Genomic DNA, 19,976 nt, shown 5'->3' with positions numbered 1-19,976 from the left:
CGGGGCGGTGAGCGGCCGGTCATCTGCGCGTAACGCCGGTCGGTTCAGTCTCCGAGGCTCAGCAGCCGCGCTCCCGCCGCGCCGGCGGCCACCGCGTGCTGGTGCGTCACCACCACCACCAGGCGCTCGGGACCGAACAGCGCCTCGGGTCCGGCGGAGCAGATCCGCTCCATCATGGCGCGGGCGTCCTCGATGTCGAGGTGCTCGGCGGGCTCGTCGAGCAGCACGATCGGCGCCGGATGCAGCAGCGCCCGGGCCAGCAGCAGACGCCGGCGCTGACCGCCCGACAGGGCGGCCCCGCCGCCGGCCAGATCGGTGTCCAGACCGTCGGGCAGCCCCGCAACCCACGCGGCCAAGCCGACGTCGTCCAATGCGGCCAGGATCTGGTCGTCGGTGGCATCGCCGCGCGCCACCAGCAGGTTCTCCCGGACCGAGGTGGAGAAGAGGTGGGCCTCCTCGGCGAAGTAGCAGGCGGCCGCACGCAGTGGCACCTGCGCGCCGTCGCCGTGCTCGGCCTGCACCCGGCCGGCCAGCGGCGGCAGCAGCCCCGCCATCGTCAGCAGCAGCGTCGACTTGCCGCAACCGCTGGGCCCCACGATCACCAGGCGCTCGCCGGGCTCGAGCCGCAGATCCAGCCCCGGCGGGGGCCCGAGCGGCCGCTCCCAGCCCCACTGCAGATCCCGGGTCGCCAGCGCCGCCGGCGCCGGGTCGATCACCGGGTCGTCCGTGCCATCCTCCGCGCCGCTCGCCCCGCTCCCGGCGACCAGTCCCAGCACTCGCCGCGCCGCCTGCCGCCCGCGCTCCCACGCGATGCCCGCCTCGGTGAGCGGTCCGGTCATCTCGAACGACGACAGCGGCAACAGCACCAGGATGCCGAAGAGCATCGGGGTGAAACGGGTGTCCTCTGACGAGACGTCCGCGAGCGAACCGGACACCCGTGAGGCCAGGTCGACAGCGATCAGCGCCGCCGCGACCACCGAGACACCGAGCGCCAGCGGTGTGGCCGAGCCGGCCGTCACCTGCCAGGCGGCACCGGTGTCGACAGCCTTGGCCAGGCGCCGGTCCGCGGCCCGGAGATCACCGAGGACCTCCCGGCGCCGGCCGGCCACCGCCAGTTCCGGGCCGTGCCACAGCAGGGCGGTCGCCGCATCGGCCACATCCTCGCGCGCCCGCGCACTGCGGTCCAGCACCAGGGTCGATCCGCGTGCGGCCAGCCACGGCGCCACCACGCCGCTCACCAGCAGCGCGATCGCCAGGATCACCGCGGCGAGCGGCGAGACCATCGCCATGACGGCCACCGCCGCCACCGCGGTCACCGCCCCCACCGCCATCGGGATCAGTCCGCGGATCAGCGCATCGCCGATGTCGTCGACGTCGTCTGCCGTGCGGGCGAGCAGCGCCGATTGCCGCAGACCGACCGAATAGGCCGGGGCCCCGCCGGCCAGGGCCCGGTAGATGCGGGTGCGCGCGGTGGCCATCGCCCGCAGCGCGGCGTCGTGGGTGGCCAGCCGCTCCAGGTACCGGAACAGGGCGCGGGAGATGCCGAGCGCGCGCACCGCGGTCACCGCCACCGACAGGTACAGCACCGGCGGCATCTGCCAGGCACGGGTGATCAGCCACGCCGAGAGGGCGGCCAGCCCCAGCGCCGACAGCGCCCCGGCGGCGCCGAAGAAGACCGACACCAGCACCGGCCTGGCGCCCAGGCCCGTGAATCGCAGGGCGGCGAGCATCGGGTCACGAGACATGGTCGGCCCCTTCCAGCTCGATGACGTCGTCGCCGTCGGCGACCGCGACCGCATGGTGGGCCACCATCACCACGGTGGCGCCGGCGCGGGCCCGCTCGCCGATCGCTGCGAGAACCCGGTCTTCGCTGTCGGCGTCGAGATGCGCGGTGGGCTCGTCGAGCAGCAGCAGCGATGCCGGCGACGCCAGCACGCGCGTGAGCGCCAGACGCTGGCGCTGCCCGGCAGACATGCCCGCACCGCCGGCGCCGAGCACCGTGTCGAGCCCGTCCGGCAGCTCGGCGAGGACCTCGTCGAAGCCGCTCGCCCGGCAGGCCGCGGCCACGGCCTCCGGGGCGCCGACGCCGAACAGCTCCAGGTTCTGCCGCACCGTTCCGGGGATCACCACCGGGTGTTGCGGCAGCCATGCCGCCTGCGCCCGGTAGGCGTCGACGTCGACCTGCTCCAGCGGCACGCCGGCGACGGTCACCTCGCCCGCGTCCGGGCTCAGCAGTGCCAGGATCACCGACACCACCGACGATTTGCCGCTCCCGTTGGGTCCGGTCAGCACCGTCACCTTTCCGGGCCGCAACTGGGCGGTCACGCCGCGCGGCGCCCAGCCGTCGCGGCCGTGCACACCGATGTCCCTCAGCGCGATCGTCGCGCCGGCCACCTCCACCGGGGTGCCGCCGGCCGCCGCGTCCGCGGGGTCACCGTCCTCAGGCGCTTCGATGAACTCGAGCACCTCGCGCGAGGCGGTCATCCCGTCTTCGGAATTGTGGAACTGCGCCCCCACCCGACGCAGCGGCAGGTACGCCTCCGGCGCCAGGATCAACGCCAGCACCCCGGCGTACAGGGTCATCTCCCCGAACACCAGCCGCAGGCCGATACTCACTGCGACCAGGGCCACGCTCAGCGTCGCGATCAGCTCCAGCGCGGTGCCGGAGAGGAAGGCGACGCGCAGCGCCGACATGCTGCTGGTGCGCAGGTTGCCGCCGAGCTTTTCGACGCGGGCGGCCGGTTCGTGCGCCCGGCCGAGGGCACGCAGCGTCGGCAGCCCGGTCAGCAGGTCCATGAGCTGAGCGGTCAGCGCGCTCATCGATTCGAGTTTGCGTTCGGTGCGGTCCCGGGTCACCAATCCGATCAGGACCATGAAAACCGGGATCAGCGGGATGGTGACGAGCACGATGATCGCCGAGGTGAAATCGACCCAGGCGATCACCACCACGACGACGGGAGTCACGATCATCGTCGCCAACAGTGCCGGCAGGTAGCCGGCGAAGTAGTCCACCAGGGCGTCGAGTCCGCGCAACGCCACCGTGAGGGCGCGCTCGCGCACGGTCAACAGTGTGCGCGGAGAGGTGTGCCCCGGATCGGTCAGCCGGTCGAGGGCGCGCAGCCGCAGTTCGGAGATGGTGCTCAGCGCCGCGCGGTGGGCGTACCGGCCCGCCAGGAAGTCCAGCGCCACGCGCACCGCCAGCGCCGCACCCAGTACCCACAGGTGATTCGCCTGCGCCGCGAAACTACGCGCCCCCGGATCGGTGATCACCTCGGCCAGCAACCCGGCCAGCGCGACCGCCGCCACCAGCACGGCCACCACCGTCGCCGCCTGGAAGACCGCCGTGAAGATCACGTACCAGCGCGCGGACGGCGAGTACTTGAGCAGGCGCGGATCCAGCGGCGGTCGCCGCACCTGATCCTGCTCCACCGCTGCCGGCTCAGCCACGGGGCACTTGTCGGGTGTAATTCACTTGCTGTCGGCGACCACCGCGTCGGAGACCGGAAGGCCCGCAGGCGTCTCGGGAACGTCGTCGATCGAGACCCGCTTGCGGAACACCCAGTAACTCCATGCCTGGTATGCGATCACGACCGGAGTCATGAAGACAGCCGCCCAGGTCATCACCACCAGCGTGTAGTGACTCGACGCGGTGTTGTAGATGGTGAGGTTGTGCGCCTCGCCCAGCGAGGACACCATCACGTTCGGGTACAGGCAACTGAACAGCATGGCCACCGTGCCGGCGATCGCGATCGCCGTACCAAGGAAGGCGATGCCCTCGCGGCGCATCTGGGCGGCGACCACCGCCACCAGCACGGCGACGGCGCCGACCGCGACCAGCGCCCACGTCCAGGTCTTGCCGTACGACAGCTGGGTCCACACCAGGAAGGTGCCGGCGATCACCAGCATCGCGACCGACAGGGAGGCGGCGAGCTTGGAGGCGTCCTCGCGCATCTCGCCCTTGGTCTTCAGCGCGATGAAGATGGCGCCGTGCGTCAGGAAGGCCACCAGTGTGGTGAGGCCGCCCAGGATCGCGTACGGATTCAGCAGATTGAAGAAGCCACCGGTGTAGACGTGGTTCGGGTCGCGGAACTCGATCGGCACACCGCGCAGGATGTTGGCGAAGGCGACGCCCCACAGGATCGCGGGCACCCACGATCCGATCCCGATGCCGACGTCGCACCAGCGGCGCCACTTCACGTCGTTGATCTTGGCGCGCCATTCGATCGCGCAGACGCGCACGATCAGGGCGAGCAGGATCAGGAACAGCGGGATGTAGAAGCCGGAGAACATGGTGGCGTACCAGCCGCCGAAGGCGGCGAAGAGCGCACCGCCGGCGGTCAGCAGCCAGACCTCGTTGCCGTCCCACACCGGTCCGATGGTGTTGATCACCAGGCGGCGGCGCTTGTCGCCGTCCGGCTCGGCCCGCCGGCCCAGGAAGGGCATCAGCATGCCGACACCGAAGTCGAAGCCCTCCAGCACGAAGTAGCCGACGAACAGGACCGCGATCACGCAGAACCAGAAAACTTCCAGAGTCATCGAAGCGTCTCCTCAGTACGCGAACGAGAGTTTGTCGTCGCTCTCGTCGTCATCGGCGGGCTCGGCATCGGGATCGACGGGGGCCTCGGGGCCCTCCAGCACGTACCGGCGTTCCAGGAAGAACCAGGCGACGCCGAGTGCGCCGTACAGCAGCGTGAAGATGATCAGTGAACTCAGCACCATCCCGGCGGAGTTGAACGACACGCCGTCCTGGACGGTCATCATCACCTTGAACGGGTCGGCGTCCTCAGGGTTGGCCCAGTTCGGGACCACCACCCAGGGCTGGCGGCCCATCTCGGTGAAGATCCAGCCCGAGGCGTTCGCCAGGAACGGCGTCGGCAGCATCAGCAGCGCGACGGTGGCGAACTTCTTGGGCACCTCGATCCGCTTCTTGCGCAGGAACCACAGGCCGCCGAAGGCGACCACCACCGAGCCGAGCGCCCAGGTGATCATGGCGCGGAAGCTCCAGTAGGTGACGAACAGGTTCGGCGCGAAGTTCTGGTCGGCCGGGAAGTTGGTGTTCTCGGTCACCGTGCGCGGCAGCCGTCCCTCGTCCCGGGCCTTCTGGAAGGCCTCGGTGTACTGCTGCTGCAGTTCCTCGACCCCCTGAACCCGGCTGTCGAAGGAGTGATCGGCCAGGAACGACAGCATGTTCGGGATGACGATGATGTGGTTGATGTGGTCGCAGTTGTTCTGCGTGCCGATACTCAGCACCGAGAAGCCTGCGCCGTCCTCGCTCTGGCAGAGCGACTCGGCCGCCGCCATCTTCATCGGCTGCTGTTTGAACATCAACTGCGCCTGCGAGTCACCGGTGATGAACAGGCCCAGGCCGGACAAGATGGTGAACCACAGCGCGAACAGCGCGACCGGTCGCCACAGCGTCCGGTTCTCGTTCATCAGGTCGTCGCTGCTGGCGCCGAGCTGGCTGGGCGCAGTGGTGACCGGGGCCTCGCCGGCGACCAGTTTGCGGGCCCGGATGGTGTTGCGGGACATCCAGTACAGGCAGACCACGGCGACCACGGTGGCCGCGGTGAGCCACGCGCCCAGGATCACGTGCGGGAAGGCCACCAATGTCGTGTTGTTGGTCATCACCGCCCAGAAATCGTTCATCTGCGGACGCTGCAGCTGCTCGTTCCACTCCACCCCGACCGGGTGCTGCATGAACGAGTTGGCCGCGATGATGAAGTAGCCGGAGGCGGTGACACCGATGGCCACCAGCCAGATGCAGGCCAGGTGCACACCCTTGGGCAGGCGTTGCCAGCCGAAGAACCACAGCCCCAGGAAAGTCGACTCCAGGAAGAAGGCGACCAGCCCCTCCAACGCCAGCGGGGCGCCGAAGACGTCGGCCACGAAGCGGCTGTACTGGCTCCAGTTCATGCCGAACTGGAATTCCTGCACGATGCCGGTGGCGACGCCGAGCGCGAAGTTGATCAGGAAGAGCTTCCCGAAGAACTTGGTGGCGCGCAGCCACGCCTCGTTGCCGGTCTTCAACCAGACCGACTGCATGATGGCGATCATCGGCGCGAGACCGATGGTCAGCGGTACGAGGATGAAGTGATACACGGTGGTGATGCCGAATTGCCACCGGGATATGTCGACCACGTCCACGCGGGTCTCCCTTCAAACGTCTGCGGCCGGGGGGCTGACCGGCCGTCGTACTACAAGAAGTAGTACTCGTGCGTCACGCTACGGGCACCCGGACGGGAGAGCCAATGGACTAAGGACTTAATCCCCCGGCCTGTGAGGCGATTCACACGCCCCCACATCATCACCGTGGAACCCGGTCGTGCGCAGGGTTTTCCGGCGAATTCGATCAGCGGTCCGCGACGGCCTCGTCCACCAGCGCGGCCACGTCGAGGCCGGACCGCAGCGCCAGCGAAGCGCCGTCCAGGGTGTGCACCCGCGCGGCCAGGGAGATCGACGAGAGCAGCCACACCCCGTCGGCGCCGCGGAGGTCGTCGAGGGTCAGCCGCCGCTGCATCGCCGGGATGCCGCGGGCGGCGGCCAGGTCGAAGAGCGCGGCCTGGGTGGTGCCGGGCAGGATCGCCCCCGACCGCGGCGGCGTCGACAGGGCGCCGCCCGAGGCGATCACCACCGTCGACCGGGGCCCCTCCAGCACCGAGCCGTCGGCGGCCAGGAAGATCGCGTCGTCGGCACCGCGCTGCGCCGCATGACGCAGTGCCGCGGTGTTGGCGGCGTAGGCGAGCGCCTTGATCCCGGTCAGCAGCCAGGGCGCCTGCGCCGCGGTCTCGGTCGCCAGCCCGCGCTCCAGGGTGATCGCCGAGACCCCGTCGCGGCGCGCGGCCGCGACCCGTCCGGCGACCGGTCCCACGGTCAGATAACAGGTCGGCGGCCCGTCCGGCCGGCTCTCGCGGCCCCGCGAGTAGCTGACGCGCAGCATTCCCTCGGCCACCGTTCCGCCTTCGCTCCCGGCGGTCGCGGCCCACTCGCCGGCGGCCACCGCCACCGCGCGGTGCAGCCCCGCCCGATCGGGGGGCGGCAGCGCCAGGGCGGCCGCGCCGTCGACCAGCCGGTCGAGGTGGCGGTCCACCAGCAGTGCGCGTCCGTTCCGGACCAGCACGGTCTCGAAGACTCCGTCTCCCCGCAGCGCCGCCAGGTCGTCGGCGAACAGCAACGGCTGCTCCGGGTCACACACCCGCCCGTCGCCGGACACCACCACCAGACTCATGCGCCCAACTTAGGTCATGGCGGCCGGCGGCGATCCTCGTAGACTGCAGGTATGGCTGTTCCCGGCGTCTCCGCCCGCTCCCCCATCCTGCGCAACCACCCCGACGCGATACCGACCCCCGAGGGCGATCTGAGCCCGGGCGTCGCCTGGCACTACGGCGATCCGCTCGGCGAGCAGCGTGCGGCCCGGCGCGGCGCGGTGATCGTCGACCGCAGCGACCGCGCCGTGCTGGAACTGGCCGGACCCGACCGCCTGACGTGGCTGCACACCATCGTCACCCAGGACGTCGCCGGACTCGGCGACCGCGCCGCCGCCGAAAGCCTCTCCTTGGACGGCAACGGCCGGGTGGAGGACCATTTCGTCCTCACCGACATGGACCTGGTCACCTGGGTCGATACCGAGCACGCCCGCGGCGAGGCCCTGCTGGAGTACCTGAGCCGCATGGTCTTCCGGTCCGACGTGACCCCCGCGGCGCGGCCGGACCTGCACGTGCTGACGCTGATCGGCCCCGCCGCGCGCAGCGGACCGATCGCCGACCTGCTCGAGATCCCGGCCGACGCCGGGGTGTACTCGGCCGGCGACCTGCCCGAGGTGCACCACGAGGACGAGCCCCTGGGGTTCTGGCGGATCATGCCGCCGACGGGCGAGGGCCGCGAGCTGCCCGTCGTCGACCTCGTGGTCCCGGACACCGAACTGGAGCTGTGGTGGGCCGAGATCGTCGGCGCCGGCGCCGTGGAAGCCGGCGTGTGGGCGCAGGAGGCGCTGCGCGTGGCCGCGATGCGTCCCCGCCTGGGCGCCGACACCGACGAGCGGACCATCGCGCACGAGGCCGACTGGATCGGGGCGCCCGCCGAGTACGGCGCCGTCCACCTGGAGAAGGGCTGCTACCGCGGCCAGGAGACCGTCGCCCGCGTGCACAACCTCGGGCGCCCGCCGCGCCGGCTGGTGCTGCTGCACCTGGACGGCAGCGCCGACCACCGGCCGGCGACCGGCGATGCGGTGTCCCTGGCCGGGCGCGCGATCGGCCGGGTCGGCACCGTGATCGACCACTTCGATCTGGGCCCCATCGCCCTGGCCCTGGTGAAGCGGTCCATTCCGGCCGACGCCGAGCTGACCGTCGGCGAGGAGACCGCCGCCCGGATCGACCCGGATTACTACACCTCCGACGACGCGGTGCCGGCCGGACGGGCGGCCGTCAACCGGCTCCGCGGGCGCGACTGACGCCGCGTCGCGATGGTGCCGCCTCCGACGCGAATGCGCAGTTCAGGCCCCCGGCACGCGGGGTCGGCGCGGCCCGACTACACATTCGGAAGAAGCGGGGTAGACTGTGCGGCAGGAATATAACTAACGAGTAGAACGGGGCCGCCACCACGTGGCCGCCCCGTCATTGTGCGAGGGGGTCCCTAATGGGCCGTGGCCGGGCAAAAGCAAAGCAGACGAAGGTCGCTCGTCAGCTCAAGTACTCCACACCGAACACAGACCTCGAGAGCCTGCAGCGAGAGCTGTCCGGCAGCAGCGGTCAGTCCCACACACCGGTCGATGACTGGGCCGACGAGAACGGCTGGGCCGAAGAGGAGTGGCGGCGCGCCTGACGCGCCTGCCGAAGCAACCCGAAACCCTGCACTCACCGCGAGTGGGTGCAGGGTTTTCTGGTGCCCGCCGGTGCGCGTGTCAGAAGCGCGCGTAGTCACCGATCAGTTCGACGCCGGGGTCGGCGCTGCGGCCGACGGAGCCGAGCACCCAGTTGTCCACGTGCCGCGCGGTCAGAATGGCCTGCGCGCGATCGGTGTCCTCGGGAGCCACGACGGCGACCATGCCGACCCCCATGTTGAAGGTGCGTTCCATCTCGGCGCGCTCCACGCGTCCGCGCTGGGCGATCAGCGAGAAGATCGGGGCCGGGGTCCACGAGCCGCGTTCCAGCTCGGCCGAGAGCCCGGCCGGCAGCACCCGCGCCAGGTTGTCGGCCAGGCCACCGCCGGTGATGTGCGCGAAGGTGCGCACCTCGCTCTCGGCGGCCAGCGCCAGGCAGTCCTTGGCGTAGATCCGGGTGGGCTCGAGGAGTTCCTCGCCCAGGGTGCGGCCGAACTCCTCCACGTGCCCCTCCAGGTCCATCCGGCCCCACTCGAGCAGCACCTTGCGGGCCAGCGAGTAGCCGTTGGAGTGCAGGCCCGACGAGCCCATGGCGATCACCACGTCCCCCGGTCGCACGCGGTCCGGGCCGAGGATCGAATCCGCCTCGACCACGCCCACGCCGGTGGCGGAGATGTCGTAGTGGCCGTCCTCCATCAGGCCCGGGTGTTCGGCGGTCTCCCCGCCCAGTAGCGCACAGCCGGCGTCGTAGCAGCCGTCGGCGATGCCGCGCACGATGTCGGCGACCATCTCCGGGATCACCTTGCCGACGGCGATGTAGTCCTGCAGGAACAGCGGTTCGGCACCGCAGACCACCAGATCGTCGACCACCATGGCGACCAGGTCGCGTCCGACGGTGTGGTGCACGCCGAGCGCCTGCGCCACGGCCAGCTTGGTGCCCACGCCGTCGCTGGAGGCGGCGAGCACCGGCTCCCGGTAGTCGCCCTTCAGGGCGAACAGCCCGGCGAATCCGCCGAGGCCGCCGAGGACTTCCGGGCGGGTGGCGCGCTTGGCGTGCGGGGCGAAGAGCTCGACTGCGCGTTCACCCGCGTCGATGTCCACTCCGGCGGCCGCGTACGACGCTCCGGCTCCGCTGTCGATGGGGTTGGCGGGACCGTCGTTCATGGTCGAAGCACTCCTGGGTCGGTGAGATCGTGCGGAGACCAGGCTACCGGAGCGCTCAGAGGGTGCTCACGGCCGCATGACCGCGCTGACGTTGTCGTTGGCGGTGGTGAGGGGATCGGCAATCTCGTCGGCCGCGGAGTTCTTCATCATGGTCTCCAGCACCGCCTTGCCCATCGAGGTCTCGTGCGGCAGTTCGATCGGATAGACGCCGTCGAAACAGGCGGCGCACAGCGCGGACGCCGGCTGCTGGGTGGCGGCCACCATCTGGTCGACGCTCAGGTATCCGAGCGAGTCGGCGCCGATGGCCTGCCGGATGCCCTCGACCATGGACTCCTCGGACTCCATGCCGTTGGCGATCAGTTCGGCGGGCGAGGCGAAGTCGATGCCGTAGAAGCACGGCCACCGGACCGGCGACGAGGCGATGCGCACGTGCACCTCGGCGGCCCCGGCCTCCCGCAGCATGCGGATCAGGGCCCGCTGGGTGTTGCCGCGCACGATCGAGTCGTCGACCACCACCAGCTTCTTGCCGCGGATCACTTCCTTCAGCGGATTCAGCTTGAGCCGGATGCCGAGCTGGCGGATGGTCTGGCTGGGCTGAATGAAGGTGCGGCCGACGTAAGCGTTCTTCATCAGGCCCTGCCCGTAGGGGATGCCCGACTCCTGGGCGTAACCGACGGCCGCCGGAGTGCCCGATTCGGGCACCGGGATCACCAGGTCGCCGACGGCGGGCTCCTCGCGGGCGAGCCGCCGCCCGATGTCCACGCGCGTGGAGTGCACCGAGCGGCCGTTGATCACGCTGTCCGGACGGGCCAGGTAGACGTATTCGAAGATGCAGCCCTTCGGGGTGGGCTCGGCGAAGCGCGTGCTGCGGACCCCGTCGGCGTCGATCGCGAGCAGTTCGCCGGGCTCGATGTCGCGGACGAAGGAGGCGCCGACGATGTCGAGCGCGGCCGTCTCCGAGGCCACCACCCAGCCGCGGTCGAGGCGGCCGAGCGAGAGCGGACGGATACCGTGCGGGTCGCGCGCGGCGTACAGGGTGTTCTCGTCCTGGAAGGTGAGGCAGAAGGCGCCGCGCAGGTCGGGCAGCAGTTCCAGTGCGGCCTGCTCGAGGGTCTTGTCGGCGGCGGCGTGCGCCAGCAGAGCGCCGATGACGTCCGAATCGGAGCTGGCGCCCTCGCTGCGGCCGTAGATGCGCAGTTCCCGCGCCCGCTGGGCGAGCTCGGCGGTGTTCACCAGGTTCCCGTTGTGGCCCAGCGCCACGCCGTTGCCGGCCGCGGTGTGCCGGAAGATCGGCTGGGAGTTCTCCCAGCTGGTCGACCCGGTGGTGGAGTAGCGGCAGTGCCCGACGGCCACGTGACCGGCCATGGAACCGAGTGTCTGCTCGTCGAAGACCTGGCTCACCAGCCCGAGGTCCTTGAAGACCAGCACCTGGGCGCCGTCGCCGACGGCGATGCCCGCGGCCTCCTGGCCGCGATGCTGCAGGGCGTACAGGCCGTAATAGGTCAGTTTGGCGACGTCCTCACCGGGTGCCCACACGCCGAAGACGCCGCACTCCTCGCGCGGCTCGATCTCGTGCTCATCGTCGAACGGGGCGCCGTCGCGTCGCGGTTCGGTTCCGGAGGGGCTCACCAGGTTGGACGAATGGACGGAAAGCTCAGTCAACAGGACGCTCCGATGTTGTGGGCTGGGACGGGCGCGTACGTGCTACAGAGTTTACGTGCCCGTTGCGCTTGTGAACAGTCTCAGCCACCAGGTGTGACGCGAACGATCGGCAGGTACGCGGCGATGTCGGCGGCCCGATGCCCCGACGCGCTGACCTGGTGGTTCGCGATCGCCTCCGACAACTCCGCCAGACCGGTGGCCAGCAGCAGCCACTGCCGCGGTGAGGTCTCCACCACATTCGGCGGGGTGCCGCGGGTGTGCCGGACTCCCTCCAGGCACTGCACGGCCACGAACGGCGGCACCCGCACCTCCACCGCGTTGCCGGGTGCGTCCTGGGCCAGTGCCCGCGCGGACAGCCGTACCGCGGCCGCCAGTTCGGTGCGCGGCGGCGTGGGCAGCGTCTCGTCCCGCAGCCAGTCGGCGACGGCGAGCACGGCGCTCCGCAACTGTGCGGGATCGACGCGATTCTTCGGTGGCACGACCACTCCTCGCTGTCTCGGGTCCCCTGTCTCGGGCGAGCATATCGAGCAGCCGGCCCCCGATTAAGCTGAGGAACCATGAGCCGCACCGCCGATCTGCATGTGCACACCAGTTGGTCCGACGGCACCGACTCGGTCGCCGAACTGTTCGCGGCGGCGCAGGCGGCCGGGCTGACGACGCTCGGCATGACCGACCACGACACCGCCGCCCACTGGGACCAGGCGCGCGAGTTGGTACCCGCGGGCATGCGGGTGCTCCCGGGCGCCGAGTTCTCCACCAAGCATCCGGGCGCCGACGGCGAACTGGTGTCGGTGCACCTGCTCGGCTATCTCTTCGATCGCACCGATCCGGCGATCGTCGCCGAGTGGGAGCGGATGCGCGCCGAGCGCGCCGGCCGCGGCGGCAAGATCGTCGCGAACCTGGTGGCCGCGGGCTTCCCGATCACCGCCGAGCGCGTGCAGGAGATCGCCGGTCGCAGCGCCGTCAGCCGCCCGCACATCGCGCGGGCCCTGATGGAGGCCGGCGTCGTCGGCTCGGTCGGCGAGGCCTTCGCCGAACTGCTCGACGAGAACGGCCCCTACTACGCCGCCCTGCGTTCGCTGCCGCTCACCGAGGCCGTCGAACTGGTCACCGCGGCCGGCGGGGTCCCGGTGCTCGCCCATCCCCGGGCGCGGGCGGCGGCCGCGGTGCTGACCGCCGACGTGATCGCCGGCCTGGTGCCGCTGGGACTGCGCGGCCTGGAGGTGGAGCACCCCGACCACGACGACGCGGCCCGCGCCGAGCTGGCCGGGATCGCCGCCGAGCTGGAGCTGCTGCAGACCGGCTCCAGCGATTACCACGGCGAGAACAAGACGCTCCGGATCGGCCAGGAGCGGACGAGCGACGAGGTGGTCGAGCAGATCATCGACCTCGGCGCCATCGCTCCGTTCAGCGCCTGAACCCGCGGTCCGCGCGTGACTTCGGATACGCGCATTCGGCCGAGTGCGCGTCTCCGAAGTGAGTGCGTCGGCAATCGAGGTCAGTGCGCGGTCACGACGACAGCACTCCGGTCCGCACCAGCCACGACCGCACCAGCGTCACCATCTCGCCCCGCTCGAGCGTGCGCCAGGTCCACCGGATCACCGCGATCCCCTCGTTGCGGAGCGCATCCTCGCGCAGCTTCTCGCGAATCACCGCGTCGTTCGGGGTCTCCCCGGGGCGCAGACGGCCCCGGTACTTGACCAGACCGTCGAACTCCCCCACCAGGACGCCGTCCCAATCGAAATCGACCCGGTACTCCTTGCTTCCTGCGGTATGACGACGCTGCAACTGCGGGACCGGCAGTCCGCCGGCGATCATCTGCGCCCGACTCCACGACTCCCCCGGTGACTCGGCCAGCCGGTTGCCGCAGACCACTGCGCGCCGTGCCGTGCCGATCCCGCCGGTCGCCCGCCCGGCGAGACCTGCGGTCAGCTCGTCGCGGGTCAGGCCGCGGGCCAGCCCGCCGTCGACCGCGGTGAGTGCCTGCGCGAAAGTGCCCGCGCGGGCGACGTCGAGCACCGTGCGGCGCAGGCTCGTCACAGCGAGGCCGTCGATCTCGACGACGTCCTCGGCCGGGACGGGACCGGGGTGCCGGTGTCTGCCGTCGCGGACCGAGCCGCCGCCGTGGCGCCTGCGGGTGAGATGGACCGTGCCGCGGTCGGGGGTGAGCAGCGGTAGTCCGTGCAGCGCGGCGGCGGAGGTGTGGCTCAGCAGCGCCTCCCCGGTCCGGGCCGAGGTGGCCGCGGCGATGCACCGCAGGCGATACTCCTCCTCCCGGACCGTCGGAGTCTGCGCCTCCGTCTCCGGCGGGGCGACCATGAACACCCCGCGGGTCAGCCGTACCAGTTCGGACCGCTTGACGGCGGCGCCGAGCTCGTCGTCGGTGATGCCGATCTTCTGTGCGGCGGCACGTCGGATCAGTCCGTAGCGGTCGCGCGGGTAGTCCGCGATCGGAATGCTCATGGCGTCATCGCACGACGCCGGCGACGCGCCGTCATTCCGCTCATCCACAGGCCCAGCCCCTTCCCGCGAGTACTCCACAGGTTGCTGAACCTTCCGGCGCACCGCGTTCGGATACGCGCATTCGGCCGAGTGCGCGTATCCGAACTCAAGCGCCGTCGCGTTCGCCGAAGCACGACGCGACGACAGCGCGTCCGGCACGATTGGCGCATGGGCGAAGAAGTGAGCCGCCAGCAGTTCACCGGCGCCGACCGGGTGCGGTTCCGGTCGCAGGTCTCGCGCGGCACCGAGGCCATCGCCCGGATGCTCACCGAGGGACTGTTCACCGACCACGGGCATCCCCCGGAGCCGCTGCTGGGCATGGAGGTGGAGCTCAACCTGATCGACGCCGCCGCCAATCCGGCGATGGCCAACGCCGAGGTCCTCGACGCGATCGCCGACCCGGACTATCAGACCGAGCTGGGCCAGTTCAACATCGAGATCAACGTCTCGCCGCGGCCGTTCGTCGGCGGCGACACCGTGAGTCTGGAGCAGGGCCTGCGGAGCTCGCTGAATCGCGCGGACGCCGCGGCGAAGACCACCGGCAACCATCTGGTGATGGTCGGCATGCTGCCCACGCTGGGCCCGGATCACTTCGCCCACCACTGGATCTCGTCCAACCCGCGCTACGACCTGCTCAACGAGCAGATCTTCGCCGCCCGCGGCGAGGATCTGGAACTCGACATCTCCGGGGTGCCGCTGACCGACGACGGCCCCTCCGAACGGCTGCACACCACCACCGACTCCATCCTGCCCGAGGCCGCGTGCACCTCCCTGCAGCTGCATCTGCGGGTGGCACCGGAAGACTTCGCCGCCCACTGGAACGCCGCGCAGGCGATCAGCGGGCTGCAGGTGGCCATCGCCGGCAACTCGCCCTTCCTGGCCGGGAAGGCGCTGTGGCACGAGACCCGGATCCCGGTGTTCGAGCAGGCCACCGACACCCGTCCGCTGGAACTGAAGAATCAGGGGGTGCGCCCGCGCGTCTGGTTCGGCGAGCGCTGGATCAACACCATCTTCGACCTGTTCGAGGAGAACATCCGCTACTTCCCCGCGCTGCTTCCGGTCTCCAGCGACGTCGATCCGCTTCAGGTGCTCGACGACGGCCGGATCCCGATGCTCGACGAGCTGCGGCTGCACAACGGCACCGTCTACCGGTGGAACCGGCCCGTCTACGACGTCGTCGACGGTCAGGCGCATCTGCGGGTGGAGAACCGGGTGCTCCCGGCCGGGCCGACCGTCGTCGACATCATGGCCAACGCCGCGTTCTACTACGGCGTGGTGCGCGGCCTGGTGGAGGAGGACTTGCCGATCTGGTCGCGGATGTCGTTCGACGCGGCCCGCGAGAATCTGGCTGCCGGCGCGCACTGGGGCATGCAGGCCCAGCTGTACTGGCCCGACGTCGGCTGGGTGCGGCCCGACGAGTTGACGCTGCGCCGGCTGCTGCCCATCGCCGAACGCGGCCTGATCGCCTTCGGCGTCTCGGAGAAGGCGCGCAGCCGATACCTCGGGATCATCCACGGGCGGTGCGTCACCAAGCAGACCGGTTCGGTGTGGCAGCGCCGCGCCGTCGCCGCCCGCGAGACCGCCGGCCAATCGCGGCGCCAGGCCCTGCACGGCATGCTGGCCGACTACGTCGCGCTGATGCACCAGGGCGAACCGGTGCACAACTGGCCGGTGCCCTGATTGCTGCTGCACCGCTCGCCGATCCCACGTGAGTAGTACGGCGCCGCGAATCAGGTAGTCGTGACGGGAGACTCCGGCGCCAGGACCGCACTACCTTCATCGGACCGGACTGAACCGCGGTCCGGCCGAGTACAGAAGGTGAGATGCATGAGCGTCACCGCTACCAAGAGATGGCTGTTGGGCACCGCTGTCGGCGCCCTGGCGACCGGTGGATTGTTCCTCGGTGCCGGGATGAGTGCCGCCTGTGACGACGAGAAGCCCGCGGCGCCGAGGAACAATCAGCCCGCCCCGCCCGCGACTCCGCCGGCCGATCCGTTCACTCAGTGGTTCGCACCGCCGCCGGCACCGCCGGCACCACCGCAGGCACCACCGCAGACCCCACCGGGGAATCCGCCGGTGACGAACCCGCCGCCCGAGCTGCGGAACATCGACCCCATGGTGTACCTGCCGAACGAGTGGTACCTGCCGAACCTCAACCTTCCGACCCTGCCGTGGTTCTTACCTGACTGAGGTCGCCGCTCCAGTTGATCGAGCCGATGGCGACGACTGCCTCGAGCGCTACTCGGTGACCAGACCGCGTCCGGTCACCAGGGGCATGTCCAGCGCGGTCACGATGCCCGGCTTCGCGGCGACGACGGCCGGCACCGAGTTCACCAGCCGCATCGCGGTGACGATCATCCCGGAGACGTTGTGGTCGCCGTCGCGGCCGTGGTGGCTGAACTCCACCGTCATCTCCGGTTCGCCGCGCACCTCGATGCGGTAGCAGCCGTCGCCGTGGTCGGGGCGCGGCCACTGCGGGCACTGGTCGGGATGGGTGCGCGTGTAGTGTTCCAGCACCACGCGGTCCACCCCGTTCACCTGACCGGCGATCTCGAACCGCATCGCGGCGAGGGTGCCCTCGGCGATCTCCACCGAGACGGTCGAATAGTCGCGGTCGGCGGGCACCCGCTCCACGCGTTCGACCAGCGGCTCGTCCAGCGTCAGCCCCAGCCCCGCGGCGACCTGCCGGACCACGCTGCCCCAGCCGAGTGACAGCACGCCCGGTGCCGCCAGCACGGCCTGGAAGTCCATCGGCTGCCCGAAGCCGAACAGTTGAGTCATGACGACGGGCTGGTAGTAGGTGGAGTAGTCGGCGATCTCCATGCAGCGGACCTCGTCGATGGACTGCGACAGACTCGTCATCGACAGCGGCAGAACGTCGTTGGCGAAGCCCGGGTCGATGCCGTTGACGTGCAGGCTGGCCCCGCCGGCCACCGCCGCCTCCTCGATCGGGGTGATCAGTTCCTGCGGCAGCACACCGTACGGGAACTGCAGGATCACCGGCCCGGAGGAGACGACGTCGACCCCGGCCTTCACGAACCGCGTGAGGTCGTCGATCGCCTCCATCACCCGGTCGTCGGTCATCGCGGTGTGCACGATCGCGTCCGGCGCCAGCGCAAGAAGCGCATCGGCGTCATCGGTGGCGAGCACGCCGAGGTCGCGGTCGAGCCCGGCCAACCGGCCCGCGTCCTTGCCGACCTTGGCGGGGTCGGAGACCCAGACCCCGACCAGTTCCAATTCCGGGTGGGCGTCGATGCCCGCGATCGCGTGCCGGCCGACGGTGCCCGTGGACCATTCCACTACTCGTAAGGTCATACAACGACCCTAGGGCGCACGTGCCGCCGGTAACGTCGGTTCGGTGGTTCCAGAACCTGCCCCGGTCGTCCTGTCACGCAACGGCGCCACGACGACGCTGAAGTGGCACCGCGCGCGGCGGACCGCCGGCGACGCGCCGTTCACCGCCGCCCGCATCGTCGAGGGACTGCGCGCCGGCGCCTGCGTGGAAGTGGATCTGCTGATCCACGCCGACCGCGGATTCGCCGTCCTGCACGACGACGACCTCACCGCCTCGACGACCGGAAAAGGCAAGGTACGCAATACTTCCGCCACCTACTTGCGGTCGCTGACGCTGCGGGATCCGGACGGGCGGCCGAGTGACTCTCCGGTCCTGCTGCTGGAGGATCTCGCCGGGCTCCTCGACGGTGCGTCGCTGCCGGCGACGGCGATGCTGCAGCTGGACGTCAAAGTGAGCGCATCCGCGCTGGATCCGGGCATCGTCGATGCCTTCGCCAGGACGGTGAAACCCATTGCCCGGCACACGATCCTGTCGTGCGGCGACGCCCGGGTGGTCGCCGTTCTCACCGGCGCCGTGCCCGCACTGGCCGTCGGTTACGACCCGTGCCACGGCGGCGCCGTGGATGCGGTGCTGGCGTCCGGGGACTTCACCGGTTTCGTCGACCGGGCCTGTGCGGCCGCACCCCGCGCCACCATGATCTATCTGGAGATCCCGCTGATCCTGGCCGCCGACGATCGTGGCGCCGACCTGATCGCCGAGTTCCACCGGCGGCAACGCGCCGTGGACGCCTACACCTTCGGCGGCCCGGCCGATCCCGGCATGACGCCCCTCGTCGACCGGCTGCTGGCGCTGGGCGCCGATCAGCTCACCGTCGACGATCCGGCAGGACTGGTCGCTCTGCGGGCGGACTGACGATCAGCTCAGGTGCTGTACCCGGTCGACGAGCCGCCGTCCGCCTGAATGGCGACGACGATGAGTATCACCACGACCACGATGGTCACGAGCACGCCGATCGCCATGGAGATCCACGCCCACATCGCCTTCTTCTTGGAGCCCTCCGCAGCTTGGCGCGCCTCCTCGATCTGTCCGGCCATCCAGGACCGGTTGACCGAATTGGCCTGCATGATGCCGAGGATGCCGAGCACCGTCGGGGCGATCCCGGCGAGGGTGCCGTAGCAGCTGACGAGCAGCATGGCGCCGACCACCAGCGCGACGATGGCGGACACCTGGCCGGTCTGCGGCGCAGCTCCCTGACTGGCGAAGACGGCCTGCGGTGACGGCGGCGGCACATACGCGTACGGCTGCGGCGCGTACGGCTGCGGCTGGGCGTAGGGGTAGGTGTACGGCGGCTGCTGCGTGTAGGGCTGCTGGGCTTCCGGCTGCGACACCGACTGCTGCTCCGCGTACGGATTCGGGTAGCCCGGGTAGGCCTGCGGCGGCAGCGGTCCGTCGGCGCCCCCGGCATCGGCATCGGCCCCGCCGCCGGCGACGACGGTCGGTTCGTACGACGACCAGTCCTGCGCCGGCGTGATCGTCGTCTCCTCGTCGGAGGGCTGATCGGGGCCGCCGGAGGGCCGGTCGGGATCCTGCGGTGTGGTCATGTCATTCAAACCTTGAGGCCGTCGAAGGGGGGAAACGGGATGTTGCGGATCACGAACCAGGTCAGGGTCGCCACCAGCACCGTCATCGGTGCATAGCGGAGGTGCTGCCAGCCGCGGACCTTCCGGCCCCGCCACAGCCCCAGCGTGTAGGTGACGAAGGAGACCGCCAGGAGCGCCAGCAGAACCAGTCCGAGCGCGTTGTACTGCAGCGCCGCACCGACATCGCCGTGCAGCACGCTGTAGACCATGCGTGACGCCCCGCAGCCGGGACAGTTGATGTGCAGCAGCGCGTTGGTCGGACACGGCGGAATGATCCCGCCGGGCGTCGTCGGATCGGCGAACCAGACCAGAGTGCCGGCCGCGGCGACCCCGGCCACGACCACCGCGGGACCGGCGATGCGATGCCGGGCGACCGCCTGCACCGTGGCTACGGCACGGTCAGCGGTCCCCACGGCCACGCTCATCGTCAGTAGGTGTTCGTCGACACCGCTGCCGCGATGATCACGATGTAGACGATCACGACGACCACCCAGACCACCACCGACGCGACCGCCGACCAGATCGCGAACTTCTTGGCATCGTCGGCCGCCTGCTGCGCACCGGCGTAATCGCCGCGCGCCCACAGACCACTCACCGAGGTCGCCTTCATGATCGACACGATGCCCAGCGGCAGACAGCACAGGACCGTGCTCAGGATTGCCCAGACCAGGTTGTTGTCCGGCTCCAGCCCGGGCGCTCCCCCGTACTGCTGCTGCCCGTACTGGGGCTGCCCGTACTGCGGCTGCCCGTATTGGGGCTGCTGACCGTACTGCGGCTGCCCGTACTGAGGCTGGCCGTACTGCGGCTGCTGCCCGTACTGGGGCTGCTGACCGTACTGCGGCTGCTGCCCGTACGGATCGTTCGGGTTGGAAGGGTTCTCGGGGTTGCTCATCTCGCC

At 70.4% G+C, this 19,976-nt stretch carries 19 protein-coding genes; 6 read left to right on the top strand and 13 right to left on the bottom strand.

What is annotated here, in order from left to right; all coding sequences use genetic code 11:
- Window positions 1-44 precede the first annotated feature (44 nt).
- The 5 genes from cydC to ABD732_RS06940 form a co-directional block, all read right to left on the bottom strand.
- Window positions 45-1,745 (bottom strand): thiol reductant ABC exporter subunit CydC, encoded by a 1,701-nt coding sequence (cydC, locus tag ABD732_RS06960; protein ID WP_344781978.1) that lies wholly within the window; start codon window positions 1,743-1,745, stop codon window positions 45-47.
- The gene (gene cydD, locus ABD732_RS06955; RefSeq protein ID WP_344781976.1) at window positions 1,735-3,447 is read right to left on the bottom strand and encodes a thiol reductant ABC exporter subunit CydD; all 1,713 of its coding nucleotides are present in this window, start codon (window positions 3,445-3,447) and stop codon (window positions 1,735-1,737) included. The genes cydC and cydD overlap by 11 nt, the downstream gene beginning before the upstream one ends.
- 21 nt (window positions 3,448-3,468) lie before the next feature.
- Window positions 3,469-4,536, bottom strand: a complete 1,068-nt coding sequence (cydB, locus tag ABD732_RS06950; protein WP_344781974.1) for a cytochrome d ubiquinol oxidase subunit II — start codon at window positions 4,534-4,536, stop codon at window positions 3,469-3,471.
- A 12-nt stretch (window positions 4,537-4,548) separates the two neighbouring features.
- Window positions 4,549-6,144: a cytochrome ubiquinol oxidase subunit I gene (locus ABD732_RS06945; protein WP_344781972.1), complete on the bottom strand. Its 1,596-nt coding sequence runs from the start codon at window positions 6,142-6,144 to the stop codon at window positions 4,549-4,551.
- Between the two features lie 205 nt (window positions 6,145-6,349).
- Window positions 6,350-7,225: an aminodeoxychorismate lyase gene (locus ABD732_RS06940; protein WP_344781970.1), complete on the bottom strand. Its 876-nt coding sequence runs from the start codon at window positions 7,223-7,225 to the stop codon at window positions 6,350-6,352.
- 51 nt (window positions 7,226-7,276) lie between these two features.
- On the opposite strand from ABD732_RS06940, the gene ygfZ reads away from it, so the two are divergent.
- Window positions 7,277-8,446 carry a CAF17-like 4Fe-4S cluster assembly/insertion protein YgfZ gene (ygfZ, locus tag ABD732_RS06935; protein ID WP_344781968.1) on the top strand — a complete coding sequence of 390 codons (1,170 nt, stop codon included), beginning with the start codon at window positions 7,277-7,279 and terminating at the stop codon, window positions 8,444-8,446.
- Window positions 8,447-8,631: 185 nt separating this feature from the next.
- Window positions 8,632-8,817, top strand: coding sequence for a DUF3073 domain-containing protein (locus ABD732_RS06930; RefSeq protein WP_344781966.1), 186 nt, complete (start codon window positions 8,632-8,634; stop codon window positions 8,815-8,817).
- A 79-nt stretch (window positions 8,818-8,896) separates the two neighbouring features.
- Here the strand turns inward: ABD732_RS06930 and purM are convergent, their stop codons facing one another.
- The 3 genes from purM to ABD732_RS06915 form a co-directional block, all read right to left on the bottom strand.
- The gene (gene purM / locus ABD732_RS06925; RefSeq protein ID WP_344781964.1) at window positions 8,897-9,979 is read right to left on the bottom strand and encodes a phosphoribosylformylglycinamidine cyclo-ligase; all 1,083 of its coding nucleotides are present in this window, start codon (window positions 9,977-9,979) and stop codon (window positions 8,897-8,899) included.
- A 66-nt stretch (window positions 9,980-10,045) separates the two neighbouring features.
- Window positions 10,046-11,641 carry an amidophosphoribosyltransferase gene (gene purF, locus ABD732_RS06920; protein ID WP_344781962.1) on the bottom strand — a complete coding sequence of 532 codons (1,596 nt, stop codon included), beginning with the start codon at window positions 11,639-11,641 and terminating at the stop codon, window positions 10,046-10,048.
- Window positions 11,642-11,721: 80 nt separating this feature from the next.
- Window positions 11,722-12,120, bottom strand: a complete 399-nt coding sequence (locus ABD732_RS06915; protein ID WP_344781960.1) for a sterol carrier family protein — start codon at window positions 12,118-12,120, stop codon at window positions 11,722-11,724.
- 78 nt (window positions 12,121-12,198) lie between these two features.
- Here ABD732_RS06915 and ABD732_RS06910 point away from each other — a divergent pair, with 78 nt between their 5' ends.
- Window positions 12,199-13,059, top strand: coding sequence for a PHP domain-containing protein (locus tag ABD732_RS06910; RefSeq protein WP_344781958.1), 861 nt, complete (start codon window positions 12,199-12,201; stop codon window positions 13,057-13,059).
- A gap of 91 nt (window positions 13,060-13,150) precedes the next feature.
- On the opposite strand, the gene ABD732_RS06905 is transcribed toward ABD732_RS06910, so the two are convergent.
- Window positions 13,151-14,104 carry a hypothetical protein gene (locus tag ABD732_RS06905; protein ID WP_344781956.1) on the bottom strand — a complete coding sequence of 318 codons (954 nt, stop codon included), beginning with the start codon at window positions 14,102-14,104 and terminating at the stop codon, window positions 13,151-13,153.
- A 207-nt stretch (window positions 14,105-14,311) separates the two neighbouring features.
- Between ABD732_RS06905 and ABD732_RS06900 the strand changes: the two genes are divergently transcribed.
- Both ABD732_RS06900 and ABD732_RS06895 read left to right on the top strand, forming a co-directional pair.
- Entirely contained in the window at window positions 14,312-15,823 is a 1,512-nt protein-coding gene (locus tag ABD732_RS06900; RefSeq protein WP_344781954.1) for a glutamate-cysteine ligase family protein, read from the top strand.
- A gap of 147 nt (window positions 15,824-15,970) precedes the next feature.
- A complete protein-coding gene (locus ABD732_RS06895; RefSeq protein ID WP_344781952.1) occupies window positions 15,971-16,333 on the top strand; it encodes a hypothetical protein in 363 nt (120 codons plus the stop codon).
- A gap of 48 nt (window positions 16,334-16,381) precedes the next feature.
- On the opposite strand, the gene ABD732_RS06890 is transcribed toward ABD732_RS06895, so the two are convergent.
- Entirely contained in the window at window positions 16,382-17,458 is a 1,077-nt protein-coding gene (locus ABD732_RS06890; RefSeq protein WP_344781950.1) for an NAD(P)H-dependent amine dehydrogenase family protein, read from the bottom strand.
- A 43-nt stretch (window positions 17,459-17,501) separates the two neighbouring features.
- On the opposite strand from ABD732_RS06890, the gene ABD732_RS06885 reads away from it, so the two are divergent.
- Window positions 17,502-18,350, top strand: a complete 849-nt coding sequence (locus ABD732_RS06885; protein WP_344781948.1) for a glycerophosphodiester phosphodiesterase — start codon at window positions 17,502-17,504, stop codon at window positions 18,348-18,350.
- Between the two features lie 8 nt (window positions 18,351-18,358).
- Here the strand turns inward: ABD732_RS06885 and ABD732_RS06880 are convergent, their stop codons facing one another.
- Genes ABD732_RS06880 through ABD732_RS06870 form a run of 3 tightly spaced genes read right to left on the bottom strand, consistent with a single transcriptional unit; the run spans window position 18,359 to window position 19,970 of the window.
- Window positions 18,359-19,039 (bottom strand): CD225/dispanin family protein, encoded by a 681-nt coding sequence (locus ABD732_RS06880; protein ID WP_344781946.1) that lies wholly within the window; start codon window positions 19,037-19,039, stop codon window positions 18,359-18,361.
- Window positions 19,040-19,044: 5 nt separating this feature from the next.
- Entirely contained in the window at window positions 19,045-19,491 is a 447-nt protein-coding gene (locus tag ABD732_RS06875; RefSeq protein WP_344781944.1) for a DUF2752 domain-containing protein, read from the bottom strand.
- Between the two features lie 14 nt (window positions 19,492-19,505).
- Window positions 19,506-19,970 carry a CD225/dispanin family protein gene (locus ABD732_RS06870; protein WP_344781942.1) on the bottom strand — a complete coding sequence of 155 codons (465 nt, stop codon included), beginning with the start codon at window positions 19,968-19,970 and terminating at the stop codon, window positions 19,506-19,508.
- Window positions 19,971-19,976: the final 6 nt, after the last annotated feature.

Origin of the sequence: Gordonia caeni (genome assembly GCF_039537105.1) — a bacterium.
In the GTDB taxonomy this organism is placed as follows: domain Bacteria; phylum Actinomycetota; class Actinomycetes; order Mycobacteriales; family Mycobacteriaceae; genus Gordonia; species Gordonia caeni.
The sequence above is the reverse complement of the archived record's forward strand: the minus strand, read 5'-3'. Positions and strand labels throughout refer to the sequence as shown.